Source organism: Bradyrhizobium sp. USDA 4472 (assembly GCF_054058595.1).
In genome coordinates, this window is the sequence record NZ_JBSSAM010000001.1 from 5,216,763 (window position 1) to 5,234,566 (window position 17,804).

Below are 17,804 nucleotides of genomic sequence, written 5' to 3' on the forward strand. Positions count from 1 at the left end.
ACGCGCGACCGCAGCTTCGCCAGTATTTGACCAGGCCCTCGGCAAACATGGGGTTTTGCCACGTCCCCGCGACCGAGGGCCGCAGGAGGGGTTCCGGAACCGGCTTCACTTTTGTAGAAGGCTGCCCATCTTAGGATCACGTCCCCATGCCGGGGATTTGGGAAACGCACATGAATTTCTCGCAATGGTCCCGCAGTCTCGTGAAGACGATTGCCATCGTTTTGGCGCTCGCGCTGCCAACGACGCTTGCGATCTCGTCCGCCGACGCCCGCGTCGGTGGCGGGTTCTCGTCGGGTTCGCGCGGCTCGCGCACTTTCTCGGCCCCGCCGTCGACCACGACGGCGCCGGGCTCCGCCTCGCAATTCAATCGCACTTACAGCCAGCCCGGCGTCGGGATGAACTCGGCCGCGCCTGCGCGCGGCGGCCTGTTCGGCCGGGGCGGCGGCTTCCTCGGAGGTCTCGCCGCCGGCTTCCTCGGTGCAGGCCTTCTCGGCATGCTGTTCGGTGGTGGCCTGTTCGGCGGCCTCGGCGGCCTGTCCTCGATTCTGGGTCTGATCATCCAGATTGCACTCGTGGTGTTCGTGGTTCGTCTGGCGATGTCCTGGTGGCAGCGCCGCAACGCGCCGCAGGCGGCCTATGCCGGCGCGGATGCTGGTGCCGGTCCCGGACCGCAGACGAACTATCGCAGCGGCCTTGGTGGCGGCTTCGGCTTCGGCGCCAACAACGCGCCGCTCGAGATCAAGCCTGATGACTACCAGGCGTTCGAACGCCTGCTCGGCGAGATTCAGTCGGCCTGGTCGAATGAGGACGTGGCCAAGCTGCACACGCTGGCGACGCCGGAAATGGTCTCCTATTTCGAAAGGGATCTCGCAGAGAACCGCGCGCGCAACGCCGTCAACAAGGTGACCAACGTCAAGCTGTTGCAGGGCGACCTCGCGGAGGCCTGGCGCGAAGGCCAAACCGACTATGCCACGGTGGCGATGCGCTTCGCGCTCACCGACAAGACGGTCGATCGCAACACCGGCGCCATCGTCGCGGGCAGCGAGCAGCCGGGCGAGGTCACCGAAGTCTGGACGTTCGCGCGCCGCGCCGGCAGTCCCTGGGAATTGTCGGCCATACAGCAGACCAACTGATCGCGCACAGCGGAAAACGCGGGCGTCGTGCTTCGGCACGGCGCCCTTTTTGTTTGGCTGCTTGTTGTCTGCCTACGACGACGGAACTTGCGTCACGTGATAGGCTTGTCCCGCGCGCCTCTCAAAGGACTGTCCCATGAAATACGAACTCTACTACTGGCCCGAAATCCAGGGCCGCGGCGAATATGTGCGCCTGGCGCTGGAGGAGGCGGGTGCGGCTTACGTCGATGTCGCGCGAGGCCCGCTCGGTTCCGGCGCGATGATGAAGATGATGGATACTCAAAAGGGTACGCCGCCCTTTGCGCCGCCATTTCTGAAAGCGGGCAAGCTCGTCATCGGCCAGACCGCCAACATCCTGCTCTATCTCGGCGCGCGGCATGGGCTTGCGCCGAAGACGGAAGCGGGAAGAATCTGGGTGCACCAGCTTCAGCTCACCATCACTGACCTCGTGCTCGAGATTCACGACACTCATCATCCGCTCGGGCCGTCGCTGTACTACGAGGACCAGAAGGCGCCGGCGAAGAAGCGCACGGCCGAATTCTGGGACGAGCGCGTGCCGAAATATCTGGGGTATTTCGAGCAGCTTCTCGACGGCAATGGCGCCGGGTATGTCGCTGGTCGTCGTTTGACCTATGTCGACCTCTCGCTGTTCCAGATCGTCGACGGGCTGCGCTACGCGTTTCCCAAGCGCATGAAGGCGTTCGAGAAAAACATCCCCGGTCTCGTCGGCCTGCACGACCGCGTTGCCGCGCGGCCGAACATCAAGGCCTACCTCGCCAGCAAGCGCCGCATTCCCTTCAACGAGCAGGGCATATTCCGACGCTATCGCGAACTGGACGCCTAAATCACCACACGCCCGGCAGCAGCCGATAGCGCACCCGCGCCGCGTAGTCCGAATAGCCCGGCAGTCCCGCGCGCAACGTGCGCTCCTCGATCCGGATGCGGACTGCAAGCAGGACCAGAAAAACAGGCGCCAAGGCTAGCCCCCACCATGAGCCCAACAGCAGCGGCACTCCGGTGAAGAACAGGATCATGCCGCTGTACATGGGATGGCGGACATGGGCATAGGGCCCGCTCGAGATCACGTGTTGGTCGCGCTCCGCCTGCAGCTTCACCACCGGCGCGGCGAACGAGTTTTCGCGAAAAACCCACATCGTGAACAACGTGCAGGCGAGGTACAGCAAAAAGCCGAGAGCCTGCAAGGCGAGCGGTACGTTGGAAGCAGCAGCGCGTCGGTCGAGACCGATGGCGATGAGCCACGCCAGCATACCCGCCATGAAGGCGATGATGAAGACCTTGTCGGCGGCCGGTTGATCGCGCTGGATCACTGGACGGAGACGCTCCGCGAGGAGCGCCGGATCGAACCGGTAGAGCCACCACCCGCAGAGCGGGCCGATCGTTGCGGAGGTCACAAGGAACACCCAGGCGGACGGCCAATGCAGCGTGCCGGCGGATGCCAACAACAGCGCACCCATCGCGGCGGTGAAGATCGTGTTTTGCAACAACAGGCGTGCGATCATGCGCGGTCCCGGCAGGCTCGCATGAGTCTGGCTGTGCTATCCGGCAAAGATGCGGCCGGACGCGCGAAAAGCCCGGCCGTCAGGACCGGGCTGTTCATCGCAGGCAGGCGCGGTCAGGCGAGCTGATCGATCCGGGTGCCCTGGCCGGGCGGCAGCGGCGCAGATTGCGTGGGCTGGTTGGTCGGGTCGTTGTCCTTCGCCTTGGTCTGGTCGTCCGGCTGCTTGGTGGTGTCGTAGCTCGCCACCACGATCGTGACAGGGGGCGGTGCAACGCTTGAAACGCTCATCCACGGATCCTCATAGATTGAAACAACTGACCCTGCGCCGGAGGAGACAAAACTTCCGTCAAGCCAATCGATAAAATGCGAGGGATCTGGTGCGCCCGTTACATCAAGCGCGGGTCGGCCTTCGGGCGGTGCTCAACTCGCGCTGACGGGGTGTGCAGCAACCGGTGTCTAGACCCCATGCGCACCGGGTCTGTCGTGAAAGCGCCGCGCTACTCGTCCTTCGGTCGCGTGATCGCGATCGATGCGTCCGTCTTGGTGCGCGTGCATTCCATGTTGAGGCGCTTGTAGCGCATCGTGATCTTGTCGCCGCGCAAGAGGCCCATGCGCTTCAGGCAGCGCGTTGCGCCTGTCGTGGTGTCGTCCTTCGTCACTGTGAAGATGATCGCTGCCGCCGACCCCACCAGATCATAGAACTGCGGTGTCGGCTTGCGGTCGCCCTTGGCGTAGAGCTCGTTGGAATAGGCCTGTCCCCGCGCGCGGCAGCCGAGCGAAAGCTCCTTTGCCGCCGGATGCGTCAGGTAAATGATGTTGGCGGCCTTGAAATTGACCTTCAGCCCGTCGATGCCGCCGGCCAGCTGCTTTGCGATGTCGTCGCACTGGTCCGCGCGCGCAGGCGAGGCAAGCGTCAAAAGGCCGGTGATTGCGGCGGCGACCAACATCGCGCCCCGAAAGTCCAATTTGAAAATCATGATGAAAAGCCCCTTGAGGGCGCGCATTGAACCGTTGCCGCGCGCGAAGTGCAAGGGGGTGCAACCCGCCTCCGTTGGGCACGATCAACACCACCCATCGACGAAGCCGGCCACCAAAACGGTTGCCGCGGCCCGAATCGGGATGCTCCGGCCGTGCCAGAACGCCTTCCCTTTGCGGTAAAAAAGCTTAGAACGCTTCTCAGCCAGGGCCCGAACGAGGGCTCGCGAACCCCGAGATTTGCCTCATGAACGCACCAACCGCCTTCCCCGATGCCTCGAAGCCCGTGCCGCCCTACAAGCACACCCCGCTGTTTCCGCTGGGCAAGGACGAGACGCCCTACAAGAAGATCACGTCCGAGGGTGTCAGGGTCGAGAAGGTCCTGGGCAAGGACATGCTGGTGGTGTCGCGCGAGGCGTTGCGGGCGCTGTCCGAGGCGGCTTTCGGCGACATCAACCATTATCTGCGTCCCGGCCATCTGAAGCAGCTCCGCGCGATCCTGGAGGACGGCGAGGCAAGCCCGAACGACAAGTTCGTCGCGCTGGACTTCCTCAAGAACGCCAACATTGCGGCCGGCGGCGTGCTGCCGATGTGCCAGGACACCGGCACGGCAATCATCATGGGCAAGAAGGGCTGCAACGTCCTCACCGACGGTGACGACGAGGCGGCGCTGTCGGAAGGCGCGCGCGATGCCTATCTGCGCCGCAATCTGCGCTACTCGCAGGTCGCGCCCTTGTCGATGTACGAGGAGAAGAACACTGCCAACAACATGCCGGCACAGTGCGAGATCTACGCCGAGGGCGGCGACGCATACAAGTTCATGTTCATGGCGAAGGGCGGCGGCTCCGCCAACAAGAGCTTCCTGTTCCAGGCCACGCCCTCGGTGCTGACCAAGGACCGGTTGCTCGCTTTTCTCAAGGAGAAGATCCTGACGCTCGGCACCGCGGCGTGCCCGCCGTATCACCTAGCCATCGTGATCGGCGGCACCTCGGCCGAGCTCTGCATGAAGACGGTGAAGCTCGCCTCTGCCCGCTATCTCGATGCGCTGCCGACCCACGGTTCGCCCGATGGCAACGCCTTCCGTGACGTCGAGATGGAGAAGGAAATCCACAAAATGACGCAGTCGCTCGGCGTCGGCGCGCAGTTCGGCGGAAAGTATTTCTGCCACGACGTGCGCGTGATCCGTATGCCGCGTCACGGCGCTTCGCTGCCGATCGGGCTGGGCGTGTCCTGCTCGGCCGATCGCCAGGTGCTGGGCAAGATCACCAAAGACGGCATCTATCTCGAAGAGCTCGAGCACAATCCGGCGCAGTATCTGCCTGAGGTCGAGGAGTCGCTTGGCGGCGAGGTGGTCAAGATCGACCTCAACCAGCCGATGAAGGACATCCTGGCGACGTTCTCGAAGTACCCGATCAAGACGCGCGTCTCGATGAGCGGCACCATGATCGTCGCACGCGACTCCGCGCATGCCAAGCTGCGCGAGCGCCTGGACAAGGGCGAGCCGCTGCCGGACTATTTCAAGAATCATCCGGTCTACTATGCCGGTCCAGCCAAGACGCCCGAGGGTTACGCTTCCGGTGCGTTCGGTCCGACCACCGCAGGCCGCATGGATTCCTTCGTCGACCAGTTCCAGGCCGCCGGCGGCTCCATGGTGATGGTAGCGAAAGGCAACCGCGCGCCCGCGGTGCGCGAGGCCTGCAAGAAATATGGCGGCTTCTATCTCGGCTCGATCGGCGGCGCGGCGGCGAACCTCGCCGAGCACTGCATCAAGAAGGTCGAGGTGCTCGAATATCCCGAGCTCGGCATGGAAGCGATCTGGCGCATCGAAGTCGTCGACTTCCCCGCCTTCATCATCATCGACGACAAGGGCAACGACTTCTTCAAGGAGTTGAATTTGGGCTAGTCGTCACCTCGCCCCGCGAGAGCGGGGCGAGGTAGAGGCCTAAGCCCGCGTGCCCGTGAAGGGGAAGCTGCCCATCGGGCCGATGCCCATCTCGCCGCTGATGCTGTCGCCGGCAACCGTGCCGGTGAATTCGAGCGTCAGCGGCATCGGATTGGTGATCGAGACTTTCCAGGAGACGTTGTCGCCAGAGACGGCGCCGTCAAAAATATCGGCGGTATTGCCGTCCGCGCCCTGCGTGCCCGTGAGCGTGCCGCCCGCGGTCTTCAGGCTCAGCGTCGCCTGGCGTTCGCCCATCGGCGTCGTCATGGTGAGATTCCAGTTGCCGTCCACGGCCATTCGCGTCTCCCGAACATGATCCGGCGGGCTGCGATGATCCACAGCCAGTCCTGGGCTGAGCCTATAGCGCAAGTCGGGGCGGGTTCCTAACGGCCCTTCAACGCCCGCTGGGGTCCTTCAGGCGCGGGCGGCAGCGCGCCGGCGGCTGGTGACGACCAGCCTGAACACCACGTACTGCACGGCAAAGGCGAGGGCCTTGGCGCCGCCTGCGACCGCCGAGATGTAGAACGCCCACAGCTTCAGGTCGCCGGTGGAGGCGACGGCGATCGTGCCGGCGCCGAGGACGAACATCAGCGCCGCCCAGGCATAGCCCGCAGCGGTGACATATTCCGGCGCGGTCTCGACCACGACCGGCGGCATGTAGCGCAGCATCCAGCCGCGCTTGAGCATGATCGCGCCGATCGCGAAATGCGCGATCGCAGGCTTTGCCAACATGAAGCGAGGGTCGTTGGTCAGCAGCGTCACCGTCCCGAGCACGACGACGAGCGCGAGGCTCGCATAGGTCATGTAGCCGAGCTCGCGCCCCTTCACGCGGGCATAGATCACTTGCGCGATCGCGCCTGCTATCGCCACCGACGTCGCCAGGATGACGTTGTCGGTGATGAGATAGATCACCAGGAAGACGATGGCCGACAGGAAGTCGGAGGCGAGGCGGGCGAATGCGTCCTTCATTGTCGATCCTGTCTCACTGGACTTCGGGCAGCGCGCCACCGGGCGCACCATACTTGAGCTGGCGATATTCGGGATACCATTTGGTGAAATAGATCGCGCTGTTGCGGGCAGCGAAAGCGACGGCGATGCCGAGCCAAACCGGCAGGCCCGGGAAGTAGAGCAGCACGATGTTGGCGGCCATCATCAGAAGAGCAGCCAGGGTCCATGCGCCGGTGATGAAGTAGTTGGCAGTCAGGAAGCCTGGCATCGCCGCGGTTTCGGCCGGCACGGATTCGATCGCGTATTGCAGCGTGAATGGGCGGCGCGCCAGCATTGAGCCGAGCGAGATGACGAAGATGCCGATGTCGACCGAGAGCTTGACGCCGAGCGTGCTGAGCCAGGGATCGTGCAGCGCGAGGAAAAGGCCGATGCCGGCGAACAGGATCGCCGAACCCGCAGCCAGGATCTTCACAGAACGGCCGCGCGCAACGTCGATTGCGATCGTGGCGAGGCAGATCGCACAGGCCGCGAATACGGAGATCGTGGCCGAGGTCATGAGCATCAGAAAGGTGTAGGCGCCGTAGGGAGCAAGGATCAGGAAGATCGTCATGTTCGCCTCGATCGAAGCCATCTTTACGATGTCAAGATTGGTAGTTCAGGGCCGGCGCCGGGTCAAGCAAAATCTTTACAGTGTCAAAATGACGTGAATGACCTGTAAAAACTGAATTGCTGCAATGGCTTGGTCGGATATTTCGTCGGCGACGGCAGCCCAGGGCAGGCGCGACAGGATGGTCAGCGCGCTGGAGACCAGAAGACCGATGGTCAGGAAGATGCTTCCGCCGCGGCAGATCACGAATCTGCGCGAGCCCGGCGTCGCGTACATGCCGAGAGGATGCAACAGCCGCGACAGCACGAGGGCTCCCATCAGCAAATGAATGCGCAACGGCGATACGCCGGACATTTCGAGAAACGCGATCATCAGCGTGATGATGGGGACGTATTCCATGAAATTGCCATGGGCGCGGATCGCACTGCGCAGGCGTTCGTTACCGCCGTCGTTGAAGGCGGCACCGTTGCTCCGACGCAGCCGGATCACCTGGAGCGCAAGCGCAGCGTAGATCAGCGCCAGGACGGCGAGATAGTTTGCGGTAATCGCGGGGACGTGCATGCGCGGTCTCGCTGATGATGGGTCCGCAGTGCCGGAGTGGCGAGGAGGCGGGCTATTGCGCTTCCACCCAATTGCCGTGAAAGCCGTCGGGCACGCGATGGCCGAGCTGCACCAGAGCGGCGGGGCCAGCCTCGATGTCGGTGGCGTTGAACACGGCGAGGTCGCTGCGGTTCTCCCGCGCTCGCCAGACCACAGCCAGCAACCAACCGTCGCCCTCGGGCGCATCCTTCGACCGCTCGACGAAGACCGGCTCGGAGATGGTGTCGCCGCCCGGCAGCAGATATTGGCCGAGCCGCTTGCCGGTGCCGTCGACATGGACGATGCCGCACAGCGCGCCGAACATCGGCGCCTTCGGATTGGCGCAGGCGTACCAGCCGTGACGGCTCTTCAAGCCCGCGCGGCGATCGTCGACGCGCGGGAATTCGCCGGTGAGATCGTCGAGATAAGTCTGCTGGAAGCGGTCGGTATTCCCCGCGAGATCGAAGGTCCAGCGGCAATGGCGGGCGAACGGTGTCTCACGTTTGACGGGCGAGCCGTCGGGATGCGGAAACAGCGGCGCTTCGTCGAATTGCATGACGTCGGCGATGATGCGATTTCCTTCTTCCCACGCATTCATGATGTGGAAGACGTAGCAGGCTTCACCGCGGAACCAGACGATGTCCTTGCTCGATCCGTTGCGTTTCATCACGCCGACATAGGCTCCTTTCTCAGGCTCCCAGGCGTAGGGCGGCTTGCCGGTCATCGCGCGCTCCTTGCTGCCGGTGAGCGGCAGGATCGGAAACAGCACGTGATTGTCGGTGACGATGAAGTCGTGCACCATGCTGGCATAGGGCGTCTCGAACCTCTCGAAGCGCGTTGCCTTGCCGGACGCATCGATTGATCCGTACGAGAGCGCCGATGTCAGCGGCCCCGCCGCATTGTAGCCGAAGAACACCAGCTCGCCCGTGACCGGGTCGATCTTCGGATGCGCGGTGAAGCTGCCGGCGACGCGGCCCTGATAATTATGATAGCCGCGCGTCGCCAGCGTGCCCGGCTCGATCTCGGTCGGCAGATGCGCCTCTTCCAGCGCGAGCAGCTTGCCGGCGTGGAAGATGATGTTGGTGTTGGCGACGCCGCCGTCGGTGACATGGGCGGGCGCGTCCGGCAATCTGTTGCCGAAGCCCTTGCCGAAGAACGCCCGGCCGGCATCGTGCTCGGCGAGCCATTTCGGCGTCCGGACCCAGCGGTTGCGGTAGGAGGCACGCCCGTCTTCGAGGTGAAAGGCGTGCAGCATGCCGTCGCCGACGAACCAGTGTGCGCCAGGGGATTCGAACTGCGGATTGGGACCATTGCGATAAAGCGTGCCGTTCAGCTCGCGCGGCAATTCGCCGATGATCTTGAGGAAAGGCGCGTCCGCCTCGAACGGAATCGGAGCGATGTTGTTGCGGCGCTCGGCGGTCGCATCCTGAAACACGGCGTATCCCTATCTTTACATCGTAAAGATGGCATAGGGCCGATCGCTGCTGACGTCAAGTGAAATCTTTACACTGTCAATATTGCGTCATATAGCTTGTAAATGGCTAAGAGCGATACCAAAAGCGAAACGGCTCGCCGCGCGCGCGCGCCCAAGAAGACACCCTCGTCACCTCGCCCGGCTCGCCGCCCGGCGAGTGTGAAGACCGAGGCGCCTTATCACCATGGCGCCTTACGCGAGGCTCTGCTCCAGGCCGCCGAACGAGTGCTGGAGCGCGACGGGCTCGCCGGCCTGACGCTGCGCGCGGTGGCGCGCGAGGCTGGCGTGTCGCATGCGGCCCCGACGCATCATTTTGGCGATCTCACGGGGCTTGTCAGTGAGCTCGCGGCGATCGGTTTCCGCCAATTCAACGCGGCGATGGCCGCGTCCTGCGAGGCGGTCACTTCGCCGCTGGAGCGGGCGCTGGCGCGACCGAAAGCCTATGTGGCTTATGCCCAGGCCCATCCCGGCATGTACGGTCTGATGTTCCGCACCGAGCGGCTCGACTATTCCAGGCCCTCGCTGCACGAGGCGGCGGAATCCTCTTTTGCCGGACTTGCCAATGCCATCGGCGCGATGCGCCAGGAGCCGATCCGCGGCGACAACCTGACCGTCGAGCAGGGCGCGGCGATCGCGCGGGCCTGGTCGATGGTGCACGGTTTCACCATGCTGCTGCTCGACGGGCGGCTCGAGGATATTTTGGAACGGCTGCCCGCGGGCACGACGGCCGAGCAACTGCTGGAAGCGATCCTGAAGTCGACGGTGGCGGGGAGGCTGCCGACCTGACGCTGGCCAACGGAATGTGACAGGCACCGCCCGTGTCTTGCGGAACTCAAGCCATCGACACCTTCACTATGGGCAAGTTGACTGTGGGCAAGGCCTGAGCGCGGTGAGATAGACCTGACAGCGGCGCGGAATCGTTCTAGAAGAGCGGCTTCGCTTGGGGCATCCGGCCCTATTTGCGTCCTCATGCCTCTCGATCATGCCAGCCATCGCTTCCCGCAAATCCTATCGCGTCGGCCGCTCCAAGACCGGACTTGGCCTCTTCGCCACCATGCCGATCAAGAAAGGCACCCGGATCATCCGCTATTTCGGGCCGATCCTGGACTGCCGCATTCCTGAGCACGACGAGATCGAGAACAAATATCTGTTCGAGCTCAACGGCCGCTGGACCATCGATGGCTCGGTGCGCAAGAATCTCGCGCGCTACATCAACCATTCCTGTCGGCCCAACGCGGAATCCGACGTCCGCCCGCGCGAGCGCAAGGTGTTCATCCGCGCCATCAAGAACATCGAGCCGGGCGAGGAGATCAACTATGATTACGGCACCGACTATTTCAAAGCCTATCTCAAGCCGATCGGCTGCAAGTGCCCTTCCTGTGAGAACAAGCGCAAGAAGCAGCGCGCCGAGGCGCGTGCGGAACGTGCCAGGGTGAAGGCGCGCGCGGAGCGCAAGGCGCAGAAGACGGGTGCCAAGAGTCTCAAGAAGGGTGCCAAAAAGAAGAAGCTCAACGGCCATGCCGTTGCCAAAAAGAGCCGCGCACGGGCATAACCCGCGCGTCGCCCCTTTGGGCCCACCGTCATGCCCGGCCGAAGGCGGGACATGGGGGTACATTGTTGTTTAGGCAGCCACTGCGCTCCCGCTCTTTCGCAAGCCCACATATTGCAGCTCGGCGAATACGCCGGTCGCGATTGCCTGCGCCATGATCATGAGTTCGCCGGCGAGGTTCGGTGACACCGTGCCCGAGAACAGCACTGCGATGCTGCCGACCGTCCAGGCGGCGTTGCCGACCACGACCAGCAGCACGAGCGGCTTCGGCACCACTGTGCGCGAGGCGAGCCACCCCACCAGTGCGGTGTAGGCGATCAGGAACAGGCCGGTTTCGCGCAACAGCGCTTCGGGCAGGTTGAATACCGTCGCGAACGTACCGGCGCCGACGGTGAAGCCGAGTGCGGCAACGCCGCTGAAGAGGGCGTCGGCGAGCAGGGCGCGGCGCAGGAAGGTGGATGCGTCGATCATCAGAGGTCTCCTTGGCTGGGTTGGGCGCGGGGGAACTCAGTGCAGTCCGCGCCACCAGGCGCGGAGCAGCCGGCTGAGGACGGGGAAGAGGCTCCTGCCGACGCTGTGCTCGAGTGCCGTGACCTGCGCGACGACATAGTCACCCGTCGAGTGCACCAGCGGCTCGGGCATGTTGAGTCCCCGGGCCAGCATCCGAGCCGCGAACGTGACGGCCCAAGAGGCGATGCGAGGCAACACGTAGTCTGCAAGGGTCCGGTAGAGCAGCAGTGCGATCATGGTCATCTCCTGTCATGACCGAAGATGCGCCGATGCGGGACCCAGTTCGATTACCTCGGGGGTAATGAACGCGATGTACGCGAAATCATCTGTTCTTCAGCGGCTTCCGCGCCCGTGCGAGCAGGCTCGAACCTTTTCTTACGGCTTGACGTAGGTCCATCCCTTTTCCTGCAATTCCATCACGCGCACGACGCCCGACTTCACGACCTCCGCCTGCCGAACAATCGGTATGTCCTTGCTCTCGCTTTTCTGCATCTTCTCCCGGGTGTTGCCGCAGGCCTTGAACGAAACCTCGGGCGTGCTCAGGGCCATCTCTTCAATGCGCGCCTTTACCGGCGATGTGTCTTCACGCAACATGTGCAGGCCGGGCCCGAACGTCACCACCTCGATCTTCACCTTCTCGCCGGCGTCCTTGTAATATTCCGCCACGTTGGTTGCGTTGTTGAGCGCGAGATTCATCGCGGCGGGGTCATTGGTATTCACCTGAAGGATCAGGTGATGCTCTTGCTTCTTGGTTGCGGCCGGATCATCCATCCGGGCAAACGCGGACTGTTTTCGCCTCGCCGTCGTCTGCTTCACTATGTGTTGCCTCGCATGGCTCGCCCTGTACAGGGCGGGTTGCCCGTCTGCCGGCGTCCAGTACTTGCCGCCTTGCTCCGCGCCCGCAGGCGATGCAGCAAGCAGAGTGGCGAACGCTGCCATCGCGGCCGCTTTGGCATTAAGATGAAAGTTGATCATTATGCGCCTCCATCGAACAAGATCATCTGTTCGCCATCAATGATTAGGTGCTGCAATCGCGCGCGGCCACCTGCATGCCGAGGCCATCTTCGCGCGCGCCGCGTCCAGCCCGGCGAGGGAGAACGTTCCGTCATGCGCAGACCCGCCCCTTGCCGAGAGGAGGACGATAAGGTCCCCGCCGTCCGGAAGCGACTGCACCAGGCGAACAACATCGCCCGCGAACGCGACGCCAGGACCGAAGGCCGGCGCGGCCGCTGCGACCTGCACTGCCGGATTGTCGTTGACGCGATAGGAAATTGCATCATCACCGCTTCCGCGTGAGATGCCCGGGCCCGCGAGCGCCAGTTCCGTCCTGCCAGCGCGGCAGCGGATCGATAATTGCATCGTGGACTCGCCGGCCCCGCTGCGTGACGACGTCGTAGCGGTCGCGATCGGCGAGTAGTCTATGGGGGAGGTCGTCAGGCTGACGATCCAGTCGTCTTCGGGCGTCATGCCATTTTGAGGCGCGATGGAACGCGTCAATTTATTCAGACACCCCAGGCGGTCCGCGTGTTCCTTCTGAAGGCAGGAACGCAGCTCCGTCGCGGGATCCTGGGCCAGCGCAATGCGGCCTGTACCGCCGAGTGCAACAAGAAGGAGGATCGCGGCGCGTTTCATTGTGATGCTTGTGTTGCGCGAGGCTGCCGATCCAGCCATGCCTGCGCCGCAGGGACGCGCGCGAGACCCGGAACCGTCGCAGCGAGGTTGATGGATTTCCACTTCGGATCGAAGCCGGGGGCCTGCAATCTGTCGATCCGGGAGAATAGGTGATCGATGAAGCGTGTGACGCGCTCAGAGCGATTGGACTTTGCCGGCCAATTGAAAGCGACCAATGCAGTCGGCACGGCGATCGTTGAAACGCGTTCGCCCTGCTTTATCAGATTGGGATAGTCGGTCGCATCGAGGCTGGCGGGAAGATAGTAGTCTTCGAACTTGCTCTCGTATGGGAGGGGCAGGAACTTGAAGCCGGGCTCCCAACGGCCTCGCACGAAAGCATCCACCGGCTTCGATGTGATGAAGACGACGGCGGACATCTCGCCTTTGCGCATCTGCTCGAGTGCGATCTGGTGCGGAATGAACGTCTTCTCGACGTCGAGATTGAGGCGGCTGAAGATCAGCGGCCCCGAATAGGCCGCAGCGGTGCCCTGCGTATTGAAATTGACTTTCTTCCCGGCGAGATCACTCAAGCTCCGAATCTCGGGTCGAACGAAAATATGCAGCTCGGACGGGAACAGATTGAGGACATACGCAATTCGTCGCTGGATGTCCGGAACCTGGCTCTTGTATTCCTCGAGCGCGTCGGAGTTGATGATGGCCGCATCGATGCCGCGCAAATAGAGCAGGGAATTGAGGTTTTCCGCGGCACCGCGAGTGACGACCGGCAGAACATGCAGGTTATCCCCATCGTCGACCACACGGGCGATCTCGGCCGCGAGGCGAATTGGTGCGCCCTCGAGCAGACCCCCGGCGAGGCCGACCGTCCAGGCGTTCATGGAGACCACCTCAGGCCGTGGCAGCGGCGGCTCGGGCCGCGCCAGGCGAACCTTGCGCGGTCGTATATCTTGCGGCTGCGCATCTGCCCCGAGCTGAGGGGTCAGGAGCAATGGTGCGAGCGCCGCGAGCAAGAGCAGCCGACGCAATCCTGTAAGCCTTTTCATCGACCAACTCCTCTACACATGCGGCGGCCGTGGCGGCGCTTTCGATCCTTGATTGCATCGTCGCTTTGGAGATCGCCTCACCAGACCGTGCTATCGGCGCAGCGCTTCCGCTCGCGTTTTCGCTTCCTTGATTCCTCCAGCCTCGGCCCGCGCATAAAGAGTCTGCGCTTTAGTGGGATCGCCTTGCGTTCCGTACGTTCCAAAATTTCGAAGGATCAGCGGATCGTAGGTTTCCGCGAGCAGGAAGCTTGCTTGCGCGCTCCCTAGCTCGGCGGCGCGCTCGAGCACGATCCGCGCCGCGCCGATGTTTCCCTGTTCAAGCAGCGCGCTGGCGCGCGCGATCAATTTCACCGCTTGCACCCCGTCGTTAGGATTGACCTGAGCATCGCCCTGGCTGCGCGCCGCTATGGCCTGATCTTTGACCGGCTTGTCTTGGACGGCTACGTCTTGGATCGCTCCGTCCTGGACCGCTCGGTCTTGGACAGGCCGGTTTTGGATTGGCCGCGCCGGCGCTGACACCGGTTCCTGGCGTACTGCCTTGCCGGTCGTAGCCGGCGGAGACGCGGCGTAGGGAGCCTTCGCCACGAGTGCGCCGTTATCTTGACGCGCCAACGCCAGATCCCTTTCCAATCCGTCGGCGCGCTCGCGCTCGCGCTGCAATGAGCTCCGCAGCGCGGCCGAGTCGCGCTCGGCGGCCTGCTTGATCCGTGTGACTTCCTCGCTCGCGTTGGACGCCATTCTGGTCTGTGCGTCGAGCTCGCGGCTCGTTTTCGCAAGATCCTGGGATAGCTGTTCAGCGCGCTCGTGTTCCCGCTGCTGCGATTGCTCCAGCGAGGCCGTATCGCTCGCCGCTCGTCTGAGCTGTGCCGCTTCCTCACTGGCTTGGGCGGCTTGAGCTTCGTATGCGTAGATCTTGCTGCGGGCCATCGAGAGATCCTGCGCCAGCGCATCGGCTCTCTCGTGCTCCTTCTGTATCGACCGTTTCTGCTCTTCGGCGTCAGCCTTTGCCGCTAGCGTCAGCCTGGCGACCTCGTCGCCCGCCTTTGCGGCCAGCGCCGTCTGCGCATCGATGTCTCGTCGAGCGGCCGCGAGCGCCTGCTCGAGCTGACCGGTCCGCTCCCGCTCCTGTTGCACGGATTTCTGCAACTCCGCTGCGTCGCTCTCTCCTGCCGCTTTCAGCCGGGACGCTTCCTCGCTGGCTTTCGCCGCCAGTGCCGTTTGGGTCGCAGCCTCGCGCCGCGCCACCGCGAGCTCTTGCTGCAGCCGCTCCATCCGGTCGTGCGCGTCCTGCGCAAAGGCCGGGAGCGGCATGGCGTTTGCAGCCGCTAGGTCGAACTCGGCAGATTCGCCTCCAGCCTTGAGGGTCTGAGCCTCGTATGCGTAAATTGCGCTCCGGGTCAGAGAGAAGTCCTGTGACAGCGCCTCGGCCCTGTCACGCTCCTTTAGCATCGATTGCCTCAAAAGTTCCGATTTCGCCGTTGCCGCCAGCGCGGTCTGGGACTCGACATCAAGTCGCGCGGCTGCAAGGTCCTGCTCCAGCCGTGCCGAACGATCGCTTTCCTGTTGCAGGGCGTTTCGTAGCTCCAGGGCGTTGCTCTCCCACGCATGTTTCAGCTGCGACGCTTCCTCACCTGCTTTAGTCGCCAATGCAGTCTGGGTTTCGATGTCGCGCCGGGCGGTCACGAGGTCCTGCTCCAGCCGCGCCGAACGATCGCTTTGCTGTTGCACGGCGTTCCGTAGCTCCAGGGCGTTGCTCTCCGACGCATGTTTCAGCTCTGACGCTTCCTCACCTGCCTTAGTCGCCAATGCGCTCTGAGTGTCGAGGTCGCGGCGGGCGGCCACGAGGTCCTGCTCCAGCCGTGCTGACCGCTCGCGCTCCTGCTGTAGCGATGCCTGCAACTCAGCTACGGCACTCGCGCCCGCTTGATTCGGTTGGGAAGCCTCCTTTAGTCGGCAAGCGTCGTCGACGGCCTTCGCTGCCAACGCCTTTTGCGTTTCGACCTCGCGCCGCGCATCGTCGAGACTTTGCAACAGCCCCTCGGCGCGATCGTGCTCTCGCTCGAGATGTTGCAGCAACGCTATGTCGCGCCTTGCAAGGCCAAGTTCGCAGGACAGTGACTGGGCCCAGTCACGTTGCGGCTCCGAAAGCTGCTGGGCTCCGGTTTCGCTACTCGTCGCTTGCGCAACCTGCATCGATTTGGCGCTGCCGCCTGGGCGCGGCACCAAAGTCGCGAACTCGTGAGCACTGAGGTTGAGGGCAGTCGTTGCCTGTTGTGCGTCTGCGAGGCGCCGCGTCTGATCCGGTGAAGCCATCGTTTCCGACGCCCAAGTCATAGCAAGCATGACCGCTGCCATCCACAGAGGTGCAGATCGGTCCCACCTCAGGGAGATCTTCAATTCCTCATGAAGCATGACCTTGCGCTCCATCACGTGCTGCCAGGTACGTGGCGCCAGGACTTTGCCGTCCCGTTCGACTGTCTGTGTGGGCTTTCATCTGCAAGCTGGGTTCAGAGCAGTGCCTTCCCGGGGCGCCATTGCATTCCCCTCATTCGAGAGGAAAACAGAAGCGATTTCATCAATAAGCAGCGCTATTGAACAACTGCCATGGATGGGTACTCCCTATGCCGGTCGGCGCCTGCGAACCGCGATGAAGTTGTTTGGGATCTACGGTGTTTCAGAACCAATCGGGGGGGCCGCCGGGCCGGGACAAGCGCCTGAGCACGCACGGCTGAGGCGTTGCAGGACGCTCCTTTGGAGTACTCCCCCACGTCCGCGCACACAGGAATCCATACTCGGGCGTCAGGAGCAGGTAGGAACCGACTGGATCGTTCAATGTTCCGGCCCCGGTGCGGCGTGTCGGAGACGTGAACCATCATCCCCTCATCTTGGTCCTACAAACTCCCCGAGGCCGCGTGATAAGAGTCAAACCAACAAAACGCTGAACTAGAACTGACGTTTGGCGTTTGCGTTGATCGGAGGGACCGTGCTCTTGAAATCGAGTCTCAGAAATGACGAGCCCCGGTGTGGCTAGCAATCAAGACGCTTTAGTTACCGCTCTTCTTCGGCTTGTCGCCTGGCTGCTTGCGGCCGCCGTTACCTTCGTAACGCTCGGCCCTCAGGACCTTCGGCCTCACCCCATCCTTGGACAGCACGGCGACCATGCGCTCGCCTTCGTTCTGGTCGGCATTAGCTTCGGTCTCGCCTATCCGCAGCGGCGCTGGACTATTTCTGCGGTCGCCGTTGCCCTGATCGGCCTGCTTGAAATCATGCAGCTATGGGTGCCGGGACGGCACGCGAGGTTTGGGGATTTTGTCGTCGATGCGCTCTCGACCTGCGTCGGCTTCGCGGTGTCCGCCGCGTCCCATCGAATGATGGCGCATTTGGCGAAGATGCCGACCCGTTGACACGCAAACGTCGTTGACGAGCAGGCTGATCTTCCCGCCCAGGGCTTCTTGCGACTCACATCCGCGGCGGATCGGCACCTTTTCCAAAGCGCGGGGGGAACGGCTCACGTCGGCAGCCGCGACGGTCGGGCGGCGTTATCGGGGCGATGCCATCCGCGGGATGAAAGCGTCAATCGAGCGCTTAGTGCACGGGTGCCCGGACATTCCGCCGTCGCTTGGATCGATGCTGCGGGTCTTCAAATTTGAGTTCGGCGACAAGCCGCCAAAGCTGAACCTCGTGACCGTCCGCCAACTGCCCGGCGCGCTTGGTTGCGGACGCGTCGTCTGGGCATTCAAGATTGACGACGCCCCCCAGCCGGCCGTGTTCGTCCAGAACGTATGCACGATAGTGTGGCATCGCGGATTCCCATGAGCGACGGCATCTTACCTGCAGCCTTGCTCCGCGGCGCGGAGATTTCGGGTCATTACGAGCTACCTCTGATGGGCGGTATG

21 protein-coding genes are annotated in these 17,804 nt (G+C 63.3%); 7 read left to right on the forward strand and 14 right to left on the reverse strand.

All coding sequences use genetic code 11. The features are described from left to right. Window positions 1-146: 146 nt before the first annotated feature. A complete protein-coding gene (locus ACVWZ4_RS24225; RefSeq protein ID WP_456704506.1) occupies window positions 147-1,133 on the forward strand; it encodes a Tim44 domain-containing protein in 987 nt (328 codons plus the stop codon). Between the two features lie 136 nt (window positions 1,134-1,269). Beyond that, window positions 1,270-1,977 (forward strand): glutathione S-transferase, encoded by a 708-nt coding sequence (locus ACVWZ4_RS24230; RefSeq protein ID WP_456704505.1) that lies wholly within the window; start codon window positions 1,270-1,272, stop codon window positions 1,975-1,977. A 1-nt stretch (window position 1,978) separates the two neighbouring features. Here the strand turns inward: ACVWZ4_RS24230 and ACVWZ4_RS24235 are convergent, their stop codons facing one another. The 3 genes from ACVWZ4_RS24235 to ACVWZ4_RS24245 form a co-directional block, all read right to left on the reverse strand. After that, entirely contained in the window at window positions 1,979-2,653 is a 675-nt protein-coding gene (locus ACVWZ4_RS24235) for a methyltransferase family protein (protein WP_456704504.1), read from the reverse strand. Between the two features lie 113 nt (window positions 2,654-2,766). Further along, window positions 2,767-2,940, reverse strand: a complete 174-nt coding sequence (locus ACVWZ4_RS24240; protein ID WP_456704503.1) for a hypothetical protein — start codon at window positions 2,938-2,940, stop codon at window positions 2,767-2,769. Window positions 2,941-3,149: 209 nt separating this feature from the next. After that, window positions 3,150-3,629, reverse strand: coding sequence for a hypothetical protein (locus ACVWZ4_RS24245; RefSeq protein WP_456741372.1), 480 nt, complete (start codon window positions 3,627-3,629; stop codon window positions 3,150-3,152). A 245-nt stretch (window positions 3,630-3,874) separates the two neighbouring features. Between ACVWZ4_RS24245 and ACVWZ4_RS24250 the strand changes: the two genes are divergently transcribed. Beyond that, a complete protein-coding gene (locus ACVWZ4_RS24250) occupies window positions 3,875-5,530 on the forward strand; it encodes a fumarate hydratase (RefSeq protein WP_456704501.1) in 1,656 nt (551 codons plus the stop codon). Window positions 5,531-5,569: 39 nt separating this feature from the next. On the opposite strand, the gene ACVWZ4_RS24255 is transcribed toward ACVWZ4_RS24250, so the two are convergent. The 5 genes from ACVWZ4_RS24255 to ACVWZ4_RS24275 form a co-directional block, all read right to left on the reverse strand. Beyond that, window positions 5,570-5,866 (reverse strand): hypothetical protein, encoded by a 297-nt coding sequence (locus tag ACVWZ4_RS24255; protein WP_456704500.1) that lies wholly within the window; start codon window positions 5,864-5,866, stop codon window positions 5,570-5,572. Window positions 5,867-5,983: 117 nt separating this feature from the next. Beyond that, a complete protein-coding gene (locus ACVWZ4_RS24260; RefSeq protein WP_456704499.1) occupies window positions 5,984-6,538 on the reverse strand; it encodes an inner membrane-spanning protein YciB in 555 nt (184 codons plus the stop codon). Between the two features lie 13 nt (window positions 6,539-6,551). After that, entirely contained in the window at window positions 6,552-7,127 is a 576-nt protein-coding gene (locus tag ACVWZ4_RS24265; RefSeq protein WP_456704498.1) for a hypothetical protein, read from the reverse strand. Window positions 7,128-7,202: 75 nt separating this feature from the next. After that, window positions 7,203-7,685, reverse strand: coding sequence for an MAPEG family protein (locus ACVWZ4_RS24270; protein ID WP_456741373.1), 483 nt, complete (start codon window positions 7,683-7,685; stop codon window positions 7,203-7,205). Window positions 7,686-7,737: 52 nt separating this feature from the next. Beyond that, window positions 7,738-9,138 carry a carotenoid oxygenase family protein gene (locus ACVWZ4_RS24275; protein ID WP_456704496.1) on the reverse strand — a complete coding sequence of 467 codons (1,401 nt, stop codon included), beginning with the start codon at window positions 9,136-9,138 and terminating at the stop codon, window positions 7,738-7,740. Window positions 9,139-9,240: 102 nt separating this feature from the next. On the opposite strand from ACVWZ4_RS24275, the gene ACVWZ4_RS24280 reads away from it, so the two are divergent. Together ACVWZ4_RS24280 and ACVWZ4_RS24285 are read left to right on the forward strand one after the other, a co-directional pair. Beyond that, window positions 9,241-9,963 (forward strand): TetR/AcrR family transcriptional regulator, encoded by a 723-nt coding sequence (locus ACVWZ4_RS24280; RefSeq protein WP_456704495.1) that lies wholly within the window; start codon window positions 9,241-9,243, stop codon window positions 9,961-9,963. 196 nt (window positions 9,964-10,159) lie between these two features. Beyond that, the gene (locus ACVWZ4_RS24285; RefSeq protein WP_456704494.1) at window positions 10,160-10,729 is read left to right on the forward strand and encodes an SET domain-containing protein; all 570 of its coding nucleotides are present in this window, start codon (window positions 10,160-10,162) and stop codon (window positions 10,727-10,729) included. Between the two features lie 69 nt (window positions 10,730-10,798). Here the strand turns inward: ACVWZ4_RS24285 and ACVWZ4_RS24290 are convergent, their stop codons facing one another. The 6 genes from ACVWZ4_RS24290 to ACVWZ4_RS24315 form a co-directional block, all read right to left on the reverse strand. Further along, entirely contained in the window at window positions 10,799-11,197 is a 399-nt protein-coding gene (locus ACVWZ4_RS24290; protein ID WP_456741374.1) for a hypothetical protein, read from the reverse strand. Between the two features lie 36 nt (window positions 11,198-11,233). Next, window positions 11,234-11,473: a hypothetical protein gene (locus ACVWZ4_RS24295; protein ID WP_456704492.1), complete on the reverse strand. Its 240-nt coding sequence runs from the start codon at window positions 11,471-11,473 to the stop codon at window positions 11,234-11,236. Between the two features lie 138 nt (window positions 11,474-11,611). Then, entirely contained in the window at window positions 11,612-12,211 is a 600-nt protein-coding gene (locus ACVWZ4_RS24300) for a DsrE family protein (protein ID WP_456704491.1), read from the reverse strand. A gap of 36 nt (window positions 12,212-12,247) precedes the next feature. Then, on the reverse strand, window positions 12,248-12,868 hold the full coding sequence (locus tag ACVWZ4_RS24305) for a hypothetical protein (protein ID WP_456704490.1): 621 nt from the start codon (window positions 12,866-12,868) through the stop codon (window positions 12,248-12,250). Further along, window positions 12,865-13,908 (reverse strand): TAXI family TRAP transporter solute-binding subunit, encoded by a 1,044-nt coding sequence (locus ACVWZ4_RS24310; protein ID WP_456704489.1) that lies wholly within the window; start codon window positions 13,906-13,908, stop codon window positions 12,865-12,867. Before ACVWZ4_RS24310 ends, ACVWZ4_RS24305 begins: the two co-directional genes overlap by 4 nt. Before the next feature lie 90 nt (window positions 13,909-13,998). Then, window positions 13,999-16,335 carry a hypothetical protein gene (locus tag ACVWZ4_RS24315; RefSeq protein ID WP_456704488.1) on the reverse strand — a complete coding sequence of 779 codons (2,337 nt, stop codon included), beginning with the start codon at window positions 16,333-16,335 and terminating at the stop codon, window positions 13,999-14,001. A gap of 581 nt (window positions 16,336-16,916) precedes the next feature. On the opposite strand from ACVWZ4_RS24315, the gene ACVWZ4_RS24320 reads away from it, so the two are divergent. Next, window positions 16,917-17,312 (forward strand): VanZ family protein, encoded by a 396-nt coding sequence (locus ACVWZ4_RS24320; RefSeq protein WP_456735653.1) that lies wholly within the window; start codon window positions 16,917-16,919, stop codon window positions 17,310-17,312. Window positions 17,313-17,325: 13 nt separating this feature from the next. Next, entirely contained in the window at window positions 17,326-17,724 is a 399-nt protein-coding gene (locus ACVWZ4_RS24325; RefSeq protein ID WP_456735652.1) for a hypothetical protein, read from the forward strand. The last annotated feature ends 80 nt before the right edge of the window (window positions 17,725-17,804 follow it).